Source organism: Phytobacter sp. MRY16-398 (assembly GCF_003925915.1).
Lineage (GTDB): Bacteria > Pseudomonadota > Gammaproteobacteria > Enterobacterales > Enterobacteriaceae > Phytobacter > Phytobacter diazotrophicus.
The window spans coordinates 561,214-581,145 of the sequence record NZ_AP018756.1 but is presented as its reverse complement, the minus strand read 5'-3'; the positions used below and the strand labels follow the sequence as shown (position 1 = coordinate 581,145).

The 19,932-nt window shown below is 52.6% G+C and carries 22 protein-coding genes; 7 read left to right on the top strand and 15 right to left on the bottom strand.

The window, feature by feature from the left end; genetic code table 11:
- Window positions 1-11: 11 nt before the first annotated feature.
- Genes MRY16398_RS02800 through MRY16398_RS02785 form a run of 4 tightly spaced genes read right to left on the bottom strand, consistent with a single transcriptional unit; the run spans window position 12 to window position 4,091 of the window.
- Window positions 12-1,235: an MFS transporter gene (locus MRY16398_RS02800; RefSeq protein ID WP_071194427.1), complete on the bottom strand. Its 1,224-nt coding sequence runs from the start codon at window positions 1,233-1,235 to the stop codon at window positions 12-14.
- A 57-nt stretch (window positions 1,236-1,292) separates the two neighbouring features.
- A complete protein-coding gene (locus MRY16398_RS02795; protein WP_039077431.1) occupies window positions 1,293-2,126 on the bottom strand; it encodes a sugar phosphate isomerase/epimerase family protein in 834 nt (277 codons plus the stop codon).
- A 9-nt stretch (window positions 2,127-2,135) separates the two neighbouring features.
- Window positions 2,136-3,287, bottom strand: coding sequence for a Gfo/Idh/MocA family protein (locus MRY16398_RS02790; protein ID WP_039077430.1), 1,152 nt, complete (start codon window positions 3,285-3,287; stop codon window positions 2,136-2,138).
- Between the two features lie 15 nt (window positions 3,288-3,302).
- A complete protein-coding gene (locus tag MRY16398_RS02785) occupies window positions 3,303-4,091 on the bottom strand; it encodes a 3-ketoacyl-ACP reductase (RefSeq protein WP_052249198.1) in 789 nt (262 codons plus the stop codon).
- A 165-nt stretch (window positions 4,092-4,256) separates the two neighbouring features.
- Here MRY16398_RS02785 and MRY16398_RS02780 point away from each other — a divergent pair, with 165 nt between their 5' ends.
- On the top strand, window positions 4,257-4,907 hold the full coding sequence (locus MRY16398_RS02780; RefSeq protein WP_071194425.1) for a TetR/AcrR family transcriptional regulator: 651 nt from the start codon (window positions 4,257-4,259) through the stop codon (window positions 4,905-4,907).
- A gap of 32 nt (window positions 4,908-4,939) precedes the next feature.
- Here MRY16398_RS02780 and sspB read toward each other — a convergent pair whose 3' ends face one another.
- The 5 genes from sspB to zapE all read right to left on the bottom strand — a co-directional run bounded on the left by sspB (window position 4,940) and on the right by zapE (window position 8,641).
- Window positions 4,940-5,437: a ClpXP protease specificity-enhancing factor gene (gene sspB, locus MRY16398_RS02775; protein WP_039077428.1), complete on the bottom strand. Its 498-nt coding sequence runs from the start codon at window positions 5,435-5,437 to the stop codon at window positions 4,940-4,942.
- A 4-nt stretch (window positions 5,438-5,441) separates the two neighbouring features.
- A complete protein-coding gene (gene sspA, locus MRY16398_RS02770) occupies window positions 5,442-6,080 on the bottom strand; it encodes a stringent starvation protein SspA (protein ID WP_039077427.1) in 639 nt (212 codons plus the stop codon).
- Between the two features lie 314 nt (window positions 6,081-6,394).
- Window positions 6,395-6,787 carry a 30S ribosomal protein S9 gene (gene rpsI / locus MRY16398_RS02765; RefSeq protein WP_002437466.1) on the bottom strand — a complete coding sequence of 131 codons (393 nt, stop codon included), beginning with the start codon at window positions 6,785-6,787 and terminating at the stop codon, window positions 6,395-6,397.
- A gap of 15 nt (window positions 6,788-6,802) precedes the next feature.
- Complete coding sequence (gene rplM / locus MRY16398_RS02760; RefSeq protein WP_013364512.1) at window positions 6,803-7,231, bottom strand: 50S ribosomal protein L13; 429 nt, start codon at window positions 7,229-7,231, stop codon at window positions 6,803-6,805.
- A 285-nt stretch (window positions 7,232-7,516) separates the two neighbouring features.
- Window positions 7,517-8,641: a cell division protein ZapE gene (gene zapE, locus MRY16398_RS02750; RefSeq protein WP_125123805.1), complete on the bottom strand. Its 1,125-nt coding sequence runs from the start codon at window positions 8,639-8,641 to the stop codon at window positions 7,517-7,519.
- 189 nt (window positions 8,642-8,830) lie between these two features.
- Between zapE and zapG the strand changes: the two genes are divergently transcribed.
- The 3 genes from zapG (at window position 8,831) to degS (ending at window position 11,928) form a co-directional block, all read left to right on the top strand.
- A complete protein-coding gene (gene zapG / locus MRY16398_RS02745) occupies window positions 8,831-9,229 on the top strand; it encodes a Z-ring associated protein ZapG (protein ID WP_039077425.1) in 399 nt (132 codons plus the stop codon).
- A 170-nt stretch (window positions 9,230-9,399) separates the two neighbouring features.
- Complete coding sequence (gene degQ, locus MRY16398_RS02740; RefSeq protein WP_039077424.1) at window positions 9,400-10,770, top strand: serine endoprotease DegQ; 1,371 nt, start codon at window positions 9,400-9,402, stop codon at window positions 10,768-10,770.
- A gap of 90 nt (window positions 10,771-10,860) precedes the next feature.
- The gene (gene degS, locus MRY16398_RS02735; RefSeq protein ID WP_039077545.1) at window positions 10,861-11,928 is read left to right on the top strand and encodes an outer membrane-stress sensor serine endopeptidase DegS; all 1,068 of its coding nucleotides are present in this window, start codon (window positions 10,861-10,863) and stop codon (window positions 11,926-11,928) included.
- Window positions 11,929-12,015: 87 nt separating this feature from the next.
- On the opposite strand, the gene mdh is transcribed toward degS, so the two are convergent.
- On the bottom strand, window positions 12,016-12,954 hold the full coding sequence (gene mdh, locus MRY16398_RS02730) for a malate dehydrogenase (protein WP_039077423.1): 939 nt from the start codon (window positions 12,952-12,954) through the stop codon (window positions 12,016-12,018).
- A gap of 404 nt (window positions 12,955-13,358) precedes the next feature.
- On the opposite strand from mdh, the gene argR reads away from it, so the two are divergent.
- The 3 genes from argR (at window position 13,359) to yhcN (MRY16398_RS02715) (ending at window position 14,813) form a co-directional block, all read left to right on the top strand.
- Complete coding sequence (argR, locus tag MRY16398_RS02725) at window positions 13,359-13,829, top strand: transcriptional regulator ArgR (RefSeq protein WP_039077422.1); 471 nt, start codon at window positions 13,359-13,361, stop codon at window positions 13,827-13,829.
- Between the two features lie 361 nt (window positions 13,830-14,190).
- Window positions 14,191-14,454, top strand: a complete 264-nt coding sequence (gene yhcN / locus MRY16398_RS02720) for a peroxide/acid stress response protein YhcN (protein WP_039077421.1) — start codon at window positions 14,191-14,193, stop codon at window positions 14,452-14,454.
- A gap of 95 nt (window positions 14,455-14,549) precedes the next feature.
- Entirely contained in the window at window positions 14,550-14,813 is a 264-nt protein-coding gene (yhcN, locus tag MRY16398_RS02715; protein ID WP_039077420.1) for a peroxide/acid stress response protein YhcN, read from the top strand.
- A gap of 61 nt (window positions 14,814-14,874) precedes the next feature.
- On the opposite strand, the gene MRY16398_RS02710 is transcribed toward yhcN (MRY16398_RS02715), so the two are convergent.
- The 5 genes from MRY16398_RS02710 to aaeX all read right to left on the bottom strand — a co-directional run bounded on the left by MRY16398_RS02710 (window position 14,875) and on the right by aaeX (window position 19,841).
- Entirely contained in the window at window positions 14,875-15,141 is a 267-nt protein-coding gene (locus MRY16398_RS02710; protein WP_039077419.1) for a barstar family protein, read from the bottom strand.
- Between the two features lie 45 nt (window positions 15,142-15,186).
- Window positions 15,187-16,641 (bottom strand): NAD-dependent succinate-semialdehyde dehydrogenase, encoded by a 1,455-nt coding sequence (locus MRY16398_RS02705; RefSeq protein WP_107223886.1) that lies wholly within the window; start codon window positions 16,639-16,641, stop codon window positions 15,187-15,189.
- Window positions 16,642-16,724: 83 nt separating this feature from the next.
- Window positions 16,725-18,692, bottom strand: coding sequence for a p-hydroxybenzoic acid efflux pump subunit AaeB (gene aaeB, locus MRY16398_RS02700; RefSeq protein ID WP_125123804.1), 1,968 nt, complete (start codon window positions 18,690-18,692; stop codon window positions 16,725-16,727).
- A gap of 5 nt (window positions 18,693-18,697) precedes the next feature.
- A complete protein-coding gene (gene aaeA / locus MRY16398_RS02695) occupies window positions 18,698-19,630 on the bottom strand; it encodes a p-hydroxybenzoic acid efflux pump subunit AaeA (RefSeq protein ID WP_039077416.1) in 933 nt (310 codons plus the stop codon).
- 7 nt (window positions 19,631-19,637) lie between these two features.
- Window positions 19,638-19,841, bottom strand: a complete 204-nt coding sequence (gene aaeX, locus MRY16398_RS02690; RefSeq protein WP_039077415.1) for a p-hydroxybenzoic acid efflux pump operon protein AaeX — start codon at window positions 19,839-19,841, stop codon at window positions 19,638-19,640.
- Between the last annotated feature and the right edge of the window lie 91 nt (window positions 19,842-19,932).

The following is a 19,932-nucleotide window of genomic DNA, read 5'->3' as shown; positions in this document are numbered from 1 at the left end:
GTTTTACCTCGTTAAACGCGTGATGACAGCCCGGATATTTCCATCTCTTTCACTGGCCTGGGCGCTTTACGCACCCCCAGCAGCAGTACCGAACTGACGACCATCACGCAGGCCGCTACAAACCAGACGGCAGACATGGAATATTTATCCGCGAAATAGCCCGCCAGGACGGGTGAAATCCCACCGGCCGTCATGCCGACATTCATCACAAAGCCAATGGCGGAGCCGCGAAGCTGTGGCGGTACCAGTTCGGCGGTAAAGGAGAGGACCAGCGGTGTGATGGGGTAACCAAGCAGCCCGAGGAACAACACCAGAATCACCACGGCGAAGACCGGCAGTTGCAGTACCATCGCGGCCATCAACAGACTGCTGGCGAGCGTGATGCCTATCAACACCGCACGCTTACGCGAGAAGTCGCCACGGTCACATAAACGCCCAAGCAGGAAGCCCCCCAGCGCGCCGGTCAGCCCCAGCAGGCTGGCAATGGTTCCTGCGGTACTGATTGGCAGTTGTTTTACATTCATCAGGAAGGTCGGCGCCCACAGCAACACAATCCACCAGCCGCTCAGCAGCAGGAAGTAATAGAACGCCATCAGCATGACGGACTGGTTACGAAACAGTTGTTTTAACGGCACTTTTTCTTTTGTCGTGGCGACAACCACTTTTTTCGGCTCGTTTTTCACCATGAAGGCGTACGCCAGCGCTACCAGCAGACCCAGCGCCCCGGCGACATAGAACACAACGCGCCAGCCGTACACCGGGCCGAGCATTGCACCGAGCCAGGTACCGAAGAAGCCGCCAATCGGATAACCCATCCAGTAAAGGGACATCACCGTGGTGCGCTGTTTCTCGGTGGTAACGTTGGCCACTTCCAGCGATGCGGCGGGCCAGAAGACACCCTCGCCGATACCGGTCATCACACGGTAAAAGATAAGCGATGTCAGACTACCGGCCACCCCCGTCAGGATCGTCGCGAGCGAGAACATCACTAAACCAAGAATAAGCACCGGTTTGCCGCTGAGTTTGTCGGCGATAATCCCGGAGATAAATAAGAAACCAATAAAGCCATAGAAGAATGAACTCATCAGGATCCCGGACTGGGCTCTACCGAGCCCAAAATCCGTCGCGATAAGTCCAATGGCGGAGGAGACAGTCATACGGTCGACGGAGTACATCATGTAGCCAAGGCCACACAGCACCGACACCAGTATCATCTTTTTTGTATCTGTATTCATAATTCCCTCGACTAACCTGGTAAGACTGACGAGACATCAGATACAGCCAAAATCTGATTAACAATGCGTTAAATGACGCGCTTTGCAGGTAGCGAGCACCGTATCCGGGTCACGTTGCCACCAGTCGTGTTCGGAGAAAATCTCCACTTCATGCGCCCCCTGATACCCCAGCGCCTCCACCGCCTGACGGGCCGCGCGAATGTCGATCACCCCATCGCCCATCATGCCGCGATCGAGCAGCAGATGCTGTGTCGGCACCAGCCAGTCGCAGATGTGAAAACCCAGGATACGTTTCCGTCCGGCGCGTTCGATCTGCTGGAAAAACTTTGGATCCCACCAGGTGTGATAGAGATCGACGGCCATTCCTAACCCATCATCACCGAGCTCATCACACAGATCGTTGGCCTGCTCAAGGGTGTTTATGCAGGCGCGGTCCGCGGCATACATCGGGTGTAGCGGCTCAATCGCCAGCGGCATTCCCACCTTGCGCGAATACTCCAGCAGGCGGCCCAGACCATCCCGTACCTGGCTACGCGCGCCGGCAATATCTTTCGAATCACCCGGCAGGCCGCCCACCACCAGCACCAGACAGGCGGCATTCACTGCCAGTGCTTCATCTACCGCCCGGCGGTTATCGTCATCCGCCGCACGGCGTGCCGCCTCATCGATGCCGGGAAACATCCCGCCGCGGCAATAGCCGCTGACGGTCAGTTCGTTACTGCGGATCATCTGCGCGGTACGTTCTAACCCCAGCGCCTGAACCTGATCGCGCCACGGCGAGATGCCGCGAATTTCATGACGGGCGCAGCCGTCGATGATCTTATCCAGCGTCCACTGCTTACGGACGGTGGCGGTATTCATCGATAAACGACGTGGATCGGGCTGTTGCATACGGCCTCCTTAGCGCACCAGTGACGGAACATCGACCCAGCGGCGTTCTTTCCAGCTTTGCAGCGCCAGTTCAACCAATTGCACCCCTTTTGCCCCTTCCAGCAGGTTCCAGCGGAAGTCGATTTCACCATGAACATGGCGCAGAAAGAGTTCCCATTGCACTTTGAAGGCGTTGTCATAGGTGGTGGTATCAGGTACTGGTGCCCAGTCTTCGAAGAAGTCATGTGTCTGGCGAACATCCGGGTTCCAGACAGGTTTCGGGGTGTTCACACGTGATTGCGTCAGACAATCAGTCAGCCCCGCGACCGCAGAACCGTTCACGCCATCCACCTGGAAAGTCACCAGGTCATCGCGGCGCACCCGGACACACCAGGAGCTGTTGATCTGCACGATAGTGCCATTGTGCAGTTCAAATGTGGCGTAGGCGGCGTCATCAGCGGTGGCTTTGTAGGCGTTCCCCTGCTCATCAAAACGTTCCGGAATATGGGTCGCGCCCAGGCAACTGATGCTTTTGATTTCGCCAAACAGGTTGTCGACGACATAACGCCAGTGGCAGATCATATCGAGGATGATGCCGCCGCCATCTTCCTGACGGTAGTTCCATGACGGGCGCTGGGTCGGCTGCAAATCACCTTCAAACACCCAGTAACCAAACTCGCCGCGAACCGACAGCACTTTACCGAAGAAGCCCGCCTGATTGAGCATTTGCAGTTTACGCAGCCCCGGCAGCCACAGTTTGTCCTGTACCACGCCGTGGCAAACGCCCTGCTGCTCTGCATAGTGATATAACTCGACGGCTTCTGACAGGCTGACCGCTACCGGTTTTTCGCAGTAAATATGTTTACCGGCGGCAATGGCTTTTTTCAGTAAACCGGGGCGCGCCTGCGTCGTGGCGGCATCAAAGAAGATCGTATCGTTTGGGTTGGCCAGCGCCGCATCCAAATCCGTGCCCCAACGACTGATACCGGTTTGTTTCGCCAGTGCGGCAATTTTTTCTTCATTACGACCAATCAGGATCGGGTCCGGCATGAGCCTGTCGCCGTTTGCCAGCTCAACGCCGCCCTGTTCACGAATTGCCACGATGGAGCGGATCAGATGCTGATTTTTGCCCATCCGCCCGGTTACGCCATGCATGATGATGCCAACGGAAATTGTCGCCATTGCTGTGCCTCGCAATTAAAAGTGGGATTTGTTCAGGCCGCCGTCGACATCAATAATTTGACCGACAGTGAAAGGTAAGTTGCCGTTTGCCAGCGCATCGACGACCACGGCAATGTCCGTCGGCTGGCCCCAGCGTTTCATCGGCACCAAACCGCCGCCGATCAACTGGTCATACTTCGGTTTCACACCGCTGGTCATGTCAGTTTCGATGATACCAGGGCGAATTTCATAAACACCGATGCCTTCTTCCGCCAGGCGCAGCGCAAAAAGTTGCGTCACCATGCTGGCGGCTGCTTTCGATACGCAATATTCCCCGCGAGAAATCGATAAGCTGTGGGCGCTACAGGAAGTGATGTTGATAATAGAGCGGTGCTGATTATTAAGCTCACCCTGCGAAAGCATGGCGCGCGCCGCTTTTTGGCAAAAGAAGAACATTGCCCTGGTGTTGACGTCCTGACAGTATTGGTAATTATCCGGCGTGACCTCAAGCAGATCGCCACGCTGCTTTGCCGCCGTCCCGGCGTTGTTGACAAGGCAGTCCAGTCGCCCCCAGCGTTGCAAAACGGTGTCCAGCATCCCTTGCTGGAGAATTAAATCTGAAACATCACCCGGTAACGCCAGAGCTTCGATGCCAAATTGTTCTAATTCCGCTACCATGGCTTGTTGTCGGGCGCGACCTTCTTCGTTATCGCGTCCGTTGATTGCGACGTGAAACCCGGCTCTGGCAAGCGCCAACGCGCACGCTTTACCAATTCCCCGTGTCGAGCCTGTCACTAATGCTACCGGACGTTGCGAATGGATCATGAGCATACTCCCTGATGAGTGCCAAACATTTCAACTAAACAGTTGAAACTGTAAAAGCAGTATAGAAAGAGAGAAAAATTAAATTCATGATCGACTTCTCAAAATCAACCAACTGGTTGATTTATTTAAAACTACAATTAAAACAATAAATTGAATGGAGGATCTATGAAAGGGGAAGCCAGAACAAAGCGCAGGCATGATCCAGATCTCACAAAAAGCCTGATCCTTGATGCAGCCAAAAAGGAGTTCGCTGAAAAGGGTTTTGACGGGGCGAGGATTGATCAGATCGCCGCGACGGCGAACGTGAACAAACAGCTGATTTACTATTATTTCGACAACAAAGATACGCTGTTTACCCATGTTTTGCAGGCAGCGTACCAGGATATTCGTACCAAAGAGGCCGCACTGGAACTCGATCATCTGCCTGCCCGCGACGCGGTACTTGAACTGATGGATTTTACCTGGCACTACTACCTTGAGAACCCGGAATTTATCCAGTTGCTCAACAGTGAAAACCAGCTTAAGGCGCGCCATCTTAAGGAAGTGGATACGATTGTCCCCATCAACAGTAGCTGGCTTTCGATAACCCAGCGCATTCTTGAACGCGGTCAGCAGGATGGGACGATCCGCCCAGGTATTGATGCGATGCAGCTAAACATCACAATGTCGGCTTTGGGATTTTTCTATCTGATTAACCAGTCGACGCTGTCGATCATCTATCAGCAGGATCTTAAGCGTCCGGAAGCGCTGGTAACAAGGCGGAAGGTAATGCGCGAAACGATCGCGTGTTGGCTGGCGCCGGGGTTGCTGCCGTAAAAAAAGCAGGGTCGATTGACCCTGCCTTTGTGTTACTTCACGACACGCAGCGATGGACGCCCGCCGCGTGGTGGGGGATCATCATCCGGATCGTTATCGTCCGCATGATCGGGTTTGTCGCCATCGATCACCGACATCACCGTCTCGCCATCCGGCAGAGAGGTTTCGTCGTCGTCGTTCACCGTGACCACGTCTTCATCGTATGCCGTTTCAGGTTCGAACATCGTTCCCGCGCCGTTTTCACGTGCGTAGATAGCAAGAACAGCGGCCAGCGGCACAGCAACCTGACGCGGGACGCCACCAAAGCGCGCATTAAAACGCACTTCATCATTCGCCAGTTCAAGATTACCCACGGCTCGCGGCGCAATGTTCAACACGATCTGCCCGTCGCGCGCATACTCCATGGGCACGCGCACACCCGGCAACGTTACGTCGACGACCAGGTGCGGGGTGAGCTGGTTATCGAGCAACCACTCATAAAAAGCCCGCAACAGGTAAGGACGGCGCGGTGTCAGTTGCGACAAGTCCATTCGATTAACCCCGGCCCAGGCGCATTTCGCGCTCGGCTTCTGTCAGAGACGCGAGGAATGAATCGCGTTCGAAAACACGTGTCATGTAGCCTTTCAGCTCTTTAGAGCCTGCGCCGCTGAGTTCAATACCCAGAATCGGCAAACGCCACAACAACGGCGCCAGGTAGCAATCCACCAGGCTGAATTCATCACTCAGGAAATACGGCTTCTGGCCGAACACCGGAGCAATCTGCATCAGTTCTTCACGCAATTGACGGCGGGCGTTATCGGCCTGCGCGCCACTGCTGGACATGATCACTTCCATCAGCGAGTACCAGTCTTTCTCAATGCGATGCATGTAAAGACGGCTTTCACCACGCGCAACCGGATAAACCGGCATCAGCGGCGGATGAGGGAAACGCTCATCCAGGTATTCCATGATAATGCGTGATTCCCACAGAGTGAGTTCACGATCGACAAGAGTCGGTACGCTTTGATTCGGGTTGAGGTCAATCAGATCCTGAGGAGGATTATCCTTTTCCACGTGCTCAATTTCGAAGCTGACACCTTTTTCTGCCAGCACGATACGGACCTGATGGCTATAGATGTCAACAGGACCAGAAAACAGCGTCATTACCGAACGTTTGTTGGCAGCGACAGCCATGAAAACCTCCAGGTATATTCAGTATTTTTACTGCTACCAGTCTTACTTTGACCGGCGAGATGTTGGTAACCCACCCACGCGCACAGTCACTCTCGTTTAAACATCAAACAAAAAATGAACAATCCCAGGCATTTGGGCAGAAAATTGGATGATAGTTTACCAGATTTTGCGGGCTTTGTGGTGAGGGGATTCTGGAAATGCTGAAAAAGAAGAGAGAATCAACTCATTACTGTGGATAACGTGATTTTTATCCATAAAAAAACCCGGTAGAAACCGGGTTTTTTCGCCAATCGTTCTGCTTTCGCAGAAAGCAATTAACGTTTGGAGTACTGCGGACGGCGACGTGCTTTACGCAGGCCGACTTTCTTACGTTCAACCTGACGAGCGTCACGAGTGACGAAGCCAGCTTTACGCAGTTCAGAACGCAGGGACTCGTCGTACTCCATCAGAGCGCGGGTGATACCGTGACGGATCGCACCAGCCTGACCAGAGATACCACCACCTTTAACAGTGATGTACAGATCGAGTTTCTCAACCATGTCGACCAGTTCCAGCGGCTGACGAACTACCATGCGGGCAGTTTCACGACCGAAGTACTGTTCCAGAGAACGCTGGTTGATTACGATTTTACCGTTGCCCGGTTTGATGAACACGCGAGCAGCAGAGCTTTTGCGGCGACCAGTGCCGTAGTATTGATTTTCAGCCATTGCCTATAATCCCGATTAGATGTCAAGAACTTGCGGTTGCTGTGCCGCGTGGTTGTGCTCGTTGCCAGCGTAAACTTTCAGTTTACGGTACATAGCACGACCCAGCGGGCCTTTTGGCAGCATGCCTTTAACCGCGATTTCAATCACACGCTCAGGACGGCGGGCAATCATCTCTTCAAAGGTCGCTTCTTTGATACCACCGATGTGGCCAGTGTGGTGGTAGTACATTTTGTCTTCACGCTTGTTGCCAGTTACAGCAACTTTTTCTGCGTTCAGAACGATGATGTAGTCACCAGTATCAACGTGCGGAGTGTATTCCGCTTTATGCTTACCGCGCAGGCGACGTGCCAGTTCAGTAGCCAGACGGCCCAGAGTTTTACCTGTCGCGTCAACAACATACCAGTCGCGTTGTACGGTTTCTGGTTTAGCTGTAAAAGTTTTCATTAAAAGCTTACCCAAATAATAAGTTACACGTTGGTGAACACCCAAACGTTTAGTCAGTTGAGGTTCACACGACATTGTCCAGCAAACCTACCCCTTCGAATAGCCTATGCCGGCGCAGAGAAAGTTTTGGGAAAAAAACCTTCTTGTAACGTGGGGTCGCAGGATTATAGAGAAGTCGGGGTCAAAGATCGACCCCTATTTGTGATTTGAAGAGGCTTTTTCGGTGTTGGGGCTGTGCGGTCTGATGCCCTCCCCCCAGCCCCTCTCCCACAGAGAACCGGGCAGTTATGGCATATGTTGCCGCTTGAGGTACTCCTCGCTCTGCATCTCCTGCAGACGAGACAGACAGCGCTGGAACTCGAACTTCAGTCGCTCGCCCTGATAAATCTCGTACAGCGGAACCGCCGCGCTCACCACCAGCTTCACATGCCGTTCGTAGAATTCATCCACCAGTGCGATAAAACGCCGCGCCTCACTATCCATTAACGGTGTCATGACAGGGACATCAAATAGCATGACGGTGTGATACAGACGAGAGAGGGCAATATAGTCGTGCTGACTGCGGGCATCCACACACAGCGTGGCGAACGATACCGCCAGCGTCTGATTTTCCACCCCCAGCGTCGCCAGCGGACGGTGATTGACCTCTAATACTGGAGAATGAGCCCGTTTTGCCCCTGCCAGCGCTTGCCAGAGGTGATCCATCTGTTGCTGCGTCTCTTCATTTAATGGCGAAAGCCACAGATGGGCCTGGGTCAATGTACGCAGACGATAATCCACACCCGCATCGACATTCATCACATCGCAGTACTGTTTGATGGCATCAATGGCCGGTAAAAAACGCGCCCGTTGCAACCCGTTACGATAAAGTTCGTCCGGCGGAATATTCGAAGTGGCGACCAGCGTAATCCCTCTGGCGAAGAGTGCCTTCATTAGCCCGCCGAGCAACATGGCGTCGGTGATATCCGATACGAAAAACTCATCAAAACAGAGCACATCGGTTTCGGCTTTGAAATGGTCGGCGACAATTTCCAGCGGATCGCTATGCCCCTGTAGTTGCGTTAATTCCTCATGCACACGCAGCATAAAACGGTGGAAATGCAGACGCTGTTTCCGTTCCCCAGGCAGGCTTTGATAAAAGAGGTCCATTAACCAGGTTTTACCGCGCCCGACGCCCCCCCACATATAAAGGCCGCGTACGGGGGTAAGCGTCGTGGGCTCACGCTTACCTAACAATTTGCCAAATTTCGCCATCAAGCCACCGCTTTGCGGGGCGGATTGTTCTTTGGTCACAATTTGCTGGTAAATGAGATCAAGACGGCTAACAGCTTCTTTTTGCACATCATCCGGCTGATGGCTACCCTCGTTGAGGGCATTGAGGTAACGCGATGTCGGGGTAAGGCTCTGCATGGTGTTATCGTTATTCCTTGAAAATCGATCCTGCCCACAGGGTTGGCGAAAAAAAGGTCGTTCTACCCTACGCGATGCCGCGTCGGGATTCCACTTCTGCGCGAATAGCGGTTATAGTGGCATAATCAGGCGCAGGCAAGGAGCTTGCAGCTATTACCCTACGGAACCATAAGACAATGGGAGAAGTACATGACCTGGGAATACGCGCTAATTGGGTTAGTCGTCGGCGTCATCATTGGTGCTGTGGCCATGCGTTTTGGAAACCGGAAATTACGCCAGCAACAGGCAATGCAGTACGAGCTGGAAAAAAATAAAGCAGAACTTGAAGAGTACCGTGAAGAGCTGGTCAATCACTTCGCTCGCAGCGCAGAACTCCTCGACAATATGGCGCATGATTACCGCCAGCTTTATCAGCACATGGCAAAAAGTTCCAGCAGCTTACTGCCGGAAATGTCTGCTGAGGAAAACCCATTCCGTAACCGTCTGGCGGAGTCCGAAGCGGGCAACGATCAGGCACCGGTACAGATTCCTCGCGACTATTCCGAAGGTGCCTCCGGCTTGCTGCGCGGCAACGCAAACCGCAAATAATCACTTTATTACCGCATTTTTAACGGGCGCACAGGTTGCGCCCGTCTTGTCTTTATAATCACAGCTATCATTTAGTCATTAACCTCATTGTTACCCGATTGAAATTTCAATAACATCAAACTGTTTTGCATCGTTTTCCCTTTCACTTCAGGTTACGAGAGCCAGCATCAATGAAGAAACAAACCCAGCTGTTGAGTGCGTTAGCGTTAAGTGTCGGGTTATCTCTCTCGGCACCCATCCAGACTATGGCAGCGATGCCATCGCAGGTTCCAGGCCAGGGAGCGCTTCCCAGCCTCGCGCCAGTGCTGGAGAAAGTTTTACCTGCCGTGGTGAGCGTGCAGGTGGAAGGAACGGCGGTACAAGGACAGAAAGTCCCTGATGAACTGAAAAAATATTTTGGCGACGAGTTGCCCGAACAGCAGCAGGCTCAGCCTTTTGAAGGGTTGGGTTCCGGGGTCATCATTGATGCAGCAAAAGGTTACGTGTTGACGAACAACCACGTCATTAACCAGGCGCAAAAAATCAATGTCCAGCTCAACGATGGTCGCGAGTTCGAGGCCAAATTGATTGGCGGCGATGATCAAAGCGACATTGCACTGTTGCAGCTACAAAACCCCAGCAACCTCACGCAAATCGCGATCGCCGATTCCGATAAGTTAAGAGTGGGTGACTTTGTCGTTGCCGTGGGGAACCCGTTCGGGCTGGGGCAAACAGCGACATCCGGGATTGTTTCTGCTCTGGGCCGAAGCGGACTTAATCTCGAAGGACTGGAAAACTTTATCCAGACCGATGCCTCGATTAACCGCGGTAACTCCGGCGGCGCATTGCTGAACCTGAACGGTGAGCTTATTGGCATCAACACAGCAATCCTTGCGCCGAGCGGCGGCAGCGTCGGTATCGGTTTTGCGATTCCCAGTAATATGGCACAGACACTGTCTCGCCAGTTGATTCAGTTCGGCGAAATCAAACGCGGCCTGCTGGGTATTAAAGGGACCGAGATGAGTGCTGATATCGCCAAAGCCTTTAACCTGAATGTGCAGCGTGGCGCCTTTGTCAGCGAAGTGTTGCCGAACTCCGGCTCAGCGAAAGCGGGCATTAAATCTGGCGACGTGATTGTCAGCCTTAATGACAAGCCGCTGAACAGCTTTGCCGAACTGCGTTCACGCATTGCAACGACGGAACCAGGCGCAAAAGTGAAGTTAGGCATCCTGCGTGATGGCAAACCGCAGGATATTGAAGTCACACTGGATAAGAGCACCTCGTCTTCCGCCAGCGCTGAACTGATCTCCCCGGCGCTGCAGGGCGCCTCGTTGAGTGATGGTCAACTCAAAGACGGTACGAAAGGTATCAATATTGAGAACGTAGAAAAAGGCAGTGCGGCTGCTCAGGCAGGCCTGCATAAAGACGATGTCATTATTGGCATTAACCGTACGCAGGTGCAGTCCATTGCCGAGCTGCGTAAGGTTCTTGAAACCAAACCGTCGGTAATTGCTCTGCAAATCATCCGCGGCAATGAAACACTCTATTTATTGCTACGTTAAGCAAATACGATCCCGGACATCACCGCTGCATGTGATGTCCGGAAAACTCGTGCTATGCTGCTGCGACTCCCTAATGACGACGCCTGCATCATGTTTTTGAAGCTCTTACGCTCGGTTGCAATTGGTTTAATGGTTGGTGGCATTATCCTCGCCGCCCTGCCTTCGCTACGCCAGCATAACCCGCTAACCGCAACGCAATTTGACAGTACCGATGAAACGCCCGCCAGCTACAACCCGGCGGTTCGCCGCGCCGCGCCCGCGGTAGTCTATGTCTATAACCGTAGTATGAATACGTCATCCCATAATCGTCTGGAAATTCGTACCCTGGGTTCCGGTGTGATTATGGATCAGCGTGGCTATATCGTTACGAATAAACATGTTATCAACGATGCAGACCAGATCATCGTTGCCTTGCAGGATGGCCGCGTTTTTGAGGCGCTTCTGGTGGGGTCAGACTCCCTTACCGACCTGGCGGTACTGAAAATTAACGCCACTGGCGGCCTGCCGGTGATTCCGATCAATCCGCGTCGTGTACCGCACATTGGTGATGTGGTATTGGCGATTGGTAACCCCTATAACCTGGGGCAAACCATTACTCAGGGGATCATCAGTGCCACCGGGCGTATCGGCCTGAACCCAACCGGTCGCCAGAATTTCCTGCAAACGGATGCCTCCATCAACCACGGCAACTCCGGCGGCGCGCTGGTGAACTCGCTGGGTGAGTTAATGGGTATCAATACTCTCTCTTTCGACAAAAGCAACGATGGCGAGACGCCGGAAGGTATTGGTTTCGCTATCCCCTTCCAGCTCGCGACAAAAATCATGGATAAGTTGATTCGCGATGGTCGGGTGATCCGTGGCTATATCGGTATCGGCGGAAGAGAAATCGCCCCTATGCATACCCAGAACGGCGGTATCGATCAAATTCAGGGAATCGTGGTTAATGAAGTCTCGCCAGATGGTCCGGCAGCCCGGGCAGGCATTCAGGTGAATGATGTTATTGTCAGCGTGAATGGTAAGCCTGCGGTCTCGGCACTGGAAACCATGGACCAGGTCGCGGAAATTCGTCCCGGGTCAGAAATACCGGTTGAAGTGATGCGTGATGACAAGAAACTGAAACTACAGGTCACGATCCAGGAATATCCAGCGACCAACTAAAAGCGATAAAAAAACCGGAGCCCAATGAACTCCGGTTTTTTTTGCGCGTCTCTGGAGGCAAACGGCGTACCAGACGGCGGCAGCTATTTATTTGTTAACAAAATCTTCGCCGAGCTGAATATCTTTTTTCAGGGTTTCCAGCATCCCTTCCAGCGCCTGCTGTTCAAAGGCGCTTAATTTGCCAATCGACTGGCGTTCTTCAATACCATTTTTACCTAACAGCAGCGGCTGAGAGAAGAAGCGGGCATACTGGCCATCGCCTTCAACATAGGCACATTCAACAACACCTTTTTCGCCCTGCAACGCACGCACCAGCGACAGGCCAAAGCGCGCGGCTGCCTGGCCCATAGAGAGTGTTGCAGACCCGCCACCCGCTTTTGCTTCGACCACCTCAGTGCCCGCGTTCTGAATACGTTTTGTCAGATCGGCAATTTCCTGCTCAGAGAAGCTGACACCCGGAATTTGCGACAGCAGCGGCAGAATGGTGACGCCTGAATGTCCGCCCACGACCGGCACTTCAACCTCGCCTGGCTGCTTACCTTTCAGCTCAGCCACAAAGGTATTGGAGCGAATGATATCCAGCGTTGTCACGCCGAACAGTTTGTTTTTGTCATACACACCGGCTTTTTTCAGCACCTCTGCGGCAATCGCCACTGTAGTGTTAACCGGGTTAGTGATCACGCCAATACAGGCTTTGGGGCAGGTTTTGGCAATTTGCGCGACCAGGTTTTTCACAATACCGGCATTCACATTAAAGAGATCGGAACGATCCATACCCGGTTTACGCGCGACGCCCGCGGAAATCAGCACCACATCCGCACCGTGCAGGGCAGGCGTTGCGTCTTCTCCAGAAAAACCTTTAATTTTCACTGCGGTAGGAATATGGCTGAGGTCAACAGCAACCCCAGGGGTTACAGGAGCAATATCATAGAGCGAGAGTTCTGAACCTGAAGGCAGTTGTGTTTTAAGTAGTAGAGCTAACGCCTGGCCGATGCCACCAGCTGCGCCGAGGACTGCAACTTTCATCATAAACTCCTTATTATGGTTAGCTAAATATTTTGTTACTCCATTGCGGCGACCTTAATTCACCCTGATAATTATGGCAACGAACCAGCCAAAATTCTGCGGCATGGCACGCTTTTAAAATATTATAATGGGCTTTCACGACCGTCGGACCGGCAAACCAAGCAACTAAGATTGAGAGTTTACAATATAGCGCTGATATCCATCTAAACAATATCATTTCAGTAACATTTATTTTACTTTTGCTTGAATTTGCGACACATGACACAGTAGGTTCCATAACGTAATTTGATAAAATTTACGTGAACTATAAGAAAATTTGAGTTATTTCCACAGTAGATTATTTGCATAAAAATTCATCCATGTGCATAATAATGTAGTTTTCACGGCCTTAATACGGGTGACTTATGCGAAGCTCGGCAAAACAAGAAGAATTAGTTAAAGCGTTTAAAGCGCTACTTAAAGAAGAGAAATTTAGTTCTCAGGGAGAGATTGTTCTGGCGTTACAAGAACAGGGCTTTGACAATATCAATCAGTCTAAAGTGTCCCGCATGTTGACTAAATTCGGCGCGGTGCGTACGCGCAACGCCAAAATGGAGATGGTGTACTGTTTGCCTGTCGAAATGGGTGTTCCAACCACCTCCAGCCCGCTCAAAAATCTGGTGCTTGATATCGATTACAACGACGCCGTTGTTGTTATTCATACCAGCCCAGGCGCTGCACAACTGATTGCGCGCTTACTGGACTCGCTGGGCAAAGCGGAAGGTATTCTGGGTACTATTGCCGGTGACGATACCATTTTCACTACCCCGGCAAGCGGCTTTACGGTCAAAGAACTTTACGAAGCCATCCTCGTTCTCTTCGAACAAGAGCTTTAATTCCTTCCCCCGGTTTCGTGCCGGGGAAGTGCCTCTGTTAGGGTCACACCTCTTTCTGATCCCCTTTGCTTTAACACAATGTGCGAATTTCTGTCGCATTTCATTCACGCAATGAATGTTTTCGCACAAAAAATCAAAATCACACATCCACTTGATTTTAAATATTAAAAAATAAAACCCCGCTCAAAATCACCCGTTTTTTATGCCTTTTTGACTATAAAAAAAGGTTTCTTTACCACTTACTTACAATAGCAATAATTAGCTCAGTATTAATTTTACACGTTATTAGTGTATACTTGATTTTGTGATGAGGGTCACGAAACAAAGCCCTCAGGAATTAAGATTCGACGAGGTAAGCATTATGAAAATCAAATCAACTGTAGCAACACTCAGCATCCTTTCTGTTCTGTCATTTGGCGCATTTGCAGCAAGCTCTATCGATGCTGGCCAGGCGCAAAATCGCCAATCATTAGGCACCGTCTCCGTCGGTGGCATTGCATCATCCCCGATGGATATGCGTGCGGAACTGAACAAAAAAGCTGAAGAACAGGGTGCGTCTTCTTATCGCATCATCGAAGCACGTACCGGCGATAGCTGGCATGCCACTGCTGAACTGTATAAATAATTAACCGACAACCCTATGTCATCATCACTCAGCGGCACCAGGCATAAAAATAGCGGTATAAACCTTCTCGCCGTTGAGTATTGAGGAGAAAGACAATGAAACGTAACGCAATCATCGCAGCCCTTGGTTTAGCTTCACTGATCTCTTTTGGTGCCAGCGCAGCCACCCAACTGTCCGATAACCAAACACAAAACATGCAGGCCATTGGGACCATTTCTGTTTCCCAGACCGCAAGTTCTCCAATGAGCATCCGTGACGAATTATCTGCTAAAGCGGACGCGGCAGGCGCGAAAGCCTACCACGTGACCGAACTCCAGGAAGGTGATACCTGGCACGCAACGGCGGAACTCTACAAATAAACCCTCGTCGTCTACTCCGACGACTTGCCCCCGCCTGTCGGGGGCTTTTTTTTGTGCTGCATTAGCGCACGTTAAAACGCAACTGCCCTTCCAGCTCTTCCTCCGCTTCATCAAACAGCAGAATGAGCGCGCCGAAACGCCGCCGCAGGGTTTCGCTAAGATGAATGAACTCAATTTCAACCGGTAACGGCAACTTTTCCGTCACCACTATCCATAATGAATCCAGATCGGTAATGCTTGCCCCATTGAGAGCAAACCGGCGGGAAAATTCGCGATAGAACTTACTTTGCGTGTCGATCTCAGCAAAATCGAAGGTATAGGTATTCATTGTCCGCCATCCAGCCCTGTCGGGCGGCTTACGCCACCCGTTTCACTATAATCCCCCGAGATGCAGGGTTTTGACTTCCATAAACTCTTCCAGCCCCAGAACGGAGCCTTCCCGCCCCAGGCCGGACTCTTTTACACCGCCAAAGGGGCCCAGCTCGGTAGATACCGCGCATTCATTGATACCAATCATCCCACTTTCAATCGCCTGGGAGACGCGAAATACGCGGGATAAGTTTTGGGTGTAGAAATAGGCTGCAAGACCAAACGGCGTTGCGTTAGCGCGCTGGATAACTTCATCCTCGGTCGTAAAGCGAAAACAGGCGGCGACCGGGCCAAACGTCTCTTCGTTCGCAAGCTTCATGCCATCGCTACAATCCCCCAGGACGGTGGGCTGCCAGAAATTCCCCCCTAACGCGTGCGCTTTACCCCCAGCCAGAACTTTCGCCCCTTTTGCGACGGCGTCTTCCACGTGTTCACGCACTTTATCCACCGCAGAAGATTCAATAAGCGGGCCAACCACCACACCGTCGTCAAGACCATTCCCGACTTTAAGGGCATTGACCGCCTCTGCCAGTTTCTGCGTGAAGGTGTCATACACCGACTCATGAATATAAAAACGGTTAACGCTCACGCATACTTGCCCGGCATTACGGAATTTATTGGCAACCGCCCCTTTTACCGCCGCATCAATATCTGCGTCTTCAAAGACGATGTAAGGCGCGTTGCCCCCGAGTTCCATGGAGACTTTCTTCATGGTTTCAGCTGCGTTACGCACCAGCGTTTTACCGACGGCGGTAGATCCGGTAAAGGAAATTTTGCGTACATCATGGCTCGCCATGATCGCATCGCTAATTTCCGATGTATTCCCGGCCACCGCATTTAGCACACCGTCCGGCACACCCGCTTTTTTCGCCAGCGCCAGCAGCGCAAAGGCACTGAGCGGCGTGTTATTGGCGGGTTTAATCACGCCCGTACACCCTGCGGCTAACGCAGGTCCCAGCTTACGGGTCAGCATCGCCATCGGGAAATTCCATGGGGTTATCGCTGCCACAACGCCAATGGGTTCGCGGGTAGCAAAAATACGCGATCCGGGTTTTATCGGCGGGATAATTTCGCCATTAGCACGCTTCGCTTGCTCGGCGAACCATTGAATAAAGCTTGCAGCATAGTCCACCTCACCTTCGGCTTCTTTTAAGGGCTTGCCCTGTTCGGTGGTCATCAACCTTCCCAGCCAGCTTTTGTTTTCAATGATCAATTCGTACCAGCGATAAAGGATAGCGGAACGCTCTTTTGCCGTTTTCGCACGCCAGGCGGGAAAAGCCCTGGTGGCTGCGGCGATAGCGGCTTCCGTCTCTTTTTTCCCGGCTTTTGCTACCTTTGCGACAACCTCGCCGGTCGCCGGGTTCAGTACGTCAAATGTCGTGTCCAACGATTTCCAGACGCCATCGACAAGATAGCCCGTCTGGAAAAGTTCGCTGTCCTGCAATGCCTGCGTTGTCATTTGTCCTCCTGATCTGTGATTTACAAAAGCTCCCGTAAAGTATAGCCATAAAAAAACCGACGCTTCTGGCGTCGGTTTTGGGTCTAGCTGCTGGTTAGGGCGTGCTGATATTTATGTAACATTCCGGTAAGTCGTTTTACCGGCTCGGTCACCTGCGGCGGCGCATCCCAGTGCTGCAATTTCGCCTGATAGACTTCCAGCTCCTCCAGCAACTGCGAGAAATAGTGCCGTCGTCTGCTGTCAGATCGGGCGGAGATGACGCTGTCAGCCGTACGGCGAAGCTGTCGATGGAACGCCGAAAGCTCATCATTCACCGGTACAGGCGCATCACGTAAACGCTGATGAGCAATGATCAATGTCAGCGCCAGGCGGAATTTCGCCACATCGCCAGGGAATTTATTCAACAGTAAAAAAAGCTGCTGATAGAGCGCAGGAAGATGGTTCTCTTTACGTCGCGCGCTGTTGGTTGTCATCGCCGAAACGGCCGCCGAGACAAACTGATTGAGCAACATCCGTCCGGTACGTGCCTGCGAATTATCCCGCACAAGCAAAATGACGATCAGCGCCAGCCCGCAGCCGATAATTTGCCCGAGCGCGCTATCAAGAAATTGGCTGAACTTAAACGTCATCGGGTTATCAAGCACGATAATGTTGATGGTACTTGCCAGCGCCCCCAGCGAACCCAGCCGCCGTTTCTGCACCTCGACACCGGCAAAAAAAGCCAGTACAGCCAGGCTGATGCAGAGCAATAGCATGCTCTGCTGCGTCGAAGGGATGATAAACAGAAAATAGAGCGCACCGACCGGCAGGGCGACCAACGTCCCTATCAGAAAATCAATAGCCACCATTTTCGGATTTGGCAGACGCATTGCCAGCGACGTCACCACCGCGATCATCACCATGGTTCCACTGCCGGAAGTCCAGCCGCTCCACAACCAGAATAAGGTTCCTAATCCGCAGGATAGAGTGGTACGCCAGAAGTTGACCATCGCATGATGGCGTTCCGCCGATGCCGGTTTGATAACCACTTCGCCGCGCAGGACTTCTTCTTCCGTCGCACTGATTTTGGTGTTGCTCACCACGCCGCGTTTGAGCAGCAAATACCGTGTTGCCGCCCCCACCCAGCTATAGATGGTGACTGGTGTTTCACGTTCACCGGTCCAGGCAATCACCCGGCGCATCCGCTTCATTTGTCTATGCACATCCTGAACGGTTTCTACGGGCTCATCGAACAGTTCGCGGAACGTGTCGGTAATCAATTCGGGTCGCGTATTTTGGATCAGATACGTTTCACAGGCCTGGGTAATCAGCGTAAGCGACAACGTATTGATCGCTGTCAGACGGCGGTTGGCGCGCCCCCAGCGGGAAGATTCAATTTTCAGGTTGCTGCGCATCCCTTCCAGGGCAGTCGTGCGCCGCACCAGCGCTCCCCAGGCTTTATCCACATCTTCAGGGTCACCATGTTTAATGCACAACTGCATTAGCTGGTATTGGGCCACCAGCAAACTGTCCAGCTCGCGGTCAATCTCGCGTTTAATCGAACGGGGCGAAAACAGCAAATCTGCCGTAATGGCGCAGACAATACCGATAACGATTTCACTGCAACGCTCAACGGCAAACTGAGGGGCCAGCAGCGGTTCGCTCTGGATCGTCACAACAATAATCAGCGCCGTATAGCCTGCCAGTCCCCAGGCATAAGAGTTCTCCACACGGACGAGCGAAGAAACCCAGGTACAAAACCCCGCCCAGATACAGCAGACCGTCAGCATCAGGAATGGAGCGCGGATCATGGCGATGATGATGGTCAGACCGGCGATAGAGCCAATAAAAGTACCGACAATACGCAGCATACCGCGGTAACGAATCGCGCCCGACCAGGGTTCTCCCCCGGCAGCAAAAGCCGGACCTGCCGCCACAATCGCCGCCGTCAATACTGCCCAGCGCGGTGTTTCCAGTTGGAAATGAAAACCGACAAACAGCGCCAGTACGATAGCGCATGCGAGTTTGAGGGCGAAGCGAACGTGGTAGCTGGCGATGGAAAACATAGCCATAGGGATTAACCAAATTCACGCAGGCGATGAGCCAGTTTGCGGAAAAATGAGTCGTGGCTCTCATCGCGATCGGTTTGCCCCGTTACCACAACCGTAGCCGTCGTGCCTGCTGGCCAGAGATTCCCCTGCTGCTCATCCAGGCGAATACGTACCGGCACGCGTTGCGCCAGACGTACCCACTCAAGATTCGAATCAATGGTCGCCATCCCTTTGCTGTCATTGCTGCTGCTGGCATTGGTCACCCCGGCGGCCACGCTCTCTACCGTGCCTTTCAGAACCCGGTTACTGCCCAGCGGAGTGATTTCGGCCCGGAAGCCAGGATGAACGCCCTCCAGTTTGGTCTCTTCCATATAAGCCTGAACATAGAAGGAGTTCTGTTTGACCAGCGCGACGGCCGTTGAACCACGGGTAATAAACTCCCCGGCGTAGACATTGAGGTTGGTAACCCAGCCGTCTGCCGGTGCGCGAATCACCGTGCGTTCCAGATCCAGTTTTGCCAGGTCGCGTGTGGCCTGCGCTTTCGCCAGTTGATGTAATACTGTCTGCAGGACGTTGTTGGCCTGATCGATTTCTTCGCGGGACATCGCCTGAACGCCAAGCTGGTTACGGCGGCCTGCTTCACGGCGCTTTTCACTTTCCAGCGCCTGGTAGTAAGCGACATCCGCTTCGGCCTCTTCCAGCGCTTTCTGATAACGCGGCTGATCGATGGTAAACAGCACCTGGTCTTTTTTAACCAGTTGGTTATCGTGAACGCTGACGTCGGTAATTAATCCGGCGACGTCAGGCGCGATAGCGACCACGTCGGCGCTAAAGCGCGCATCGCGGGTCCAGGGGGATTCTGTGTAGTACACCCATGCGCGGAAAATAGCGATGAAAGCGAGGATAACCAGCGCCAGGGTGATGGCGGTACGAAAGAAATTTCTTGTTAGTGTTTTCACTTCTACCTCAAACAAACAGACGCGACAGCAGGTAAAACAAGCAGCAGTAGAGCGCAGTATTGAACAACGCCGGATGCCAGACAAAATCATAGATCCCGGTTGGGATCAGCATGCGGCGCACCAGCCAGAAGATCGCCAGTGACAAAAGCAATTCAAAAAAAATCGGTGGGAACGACAGACCGAACACCACGATAACGGGAAACAGACTCATGTTGACCTTGATTAGAGAGAATGCAGGCGACAATATTTCTTATACGCACCGCAGCGGAGCAGGAAGCAAGGCGAGATCGGCACGTTAATTA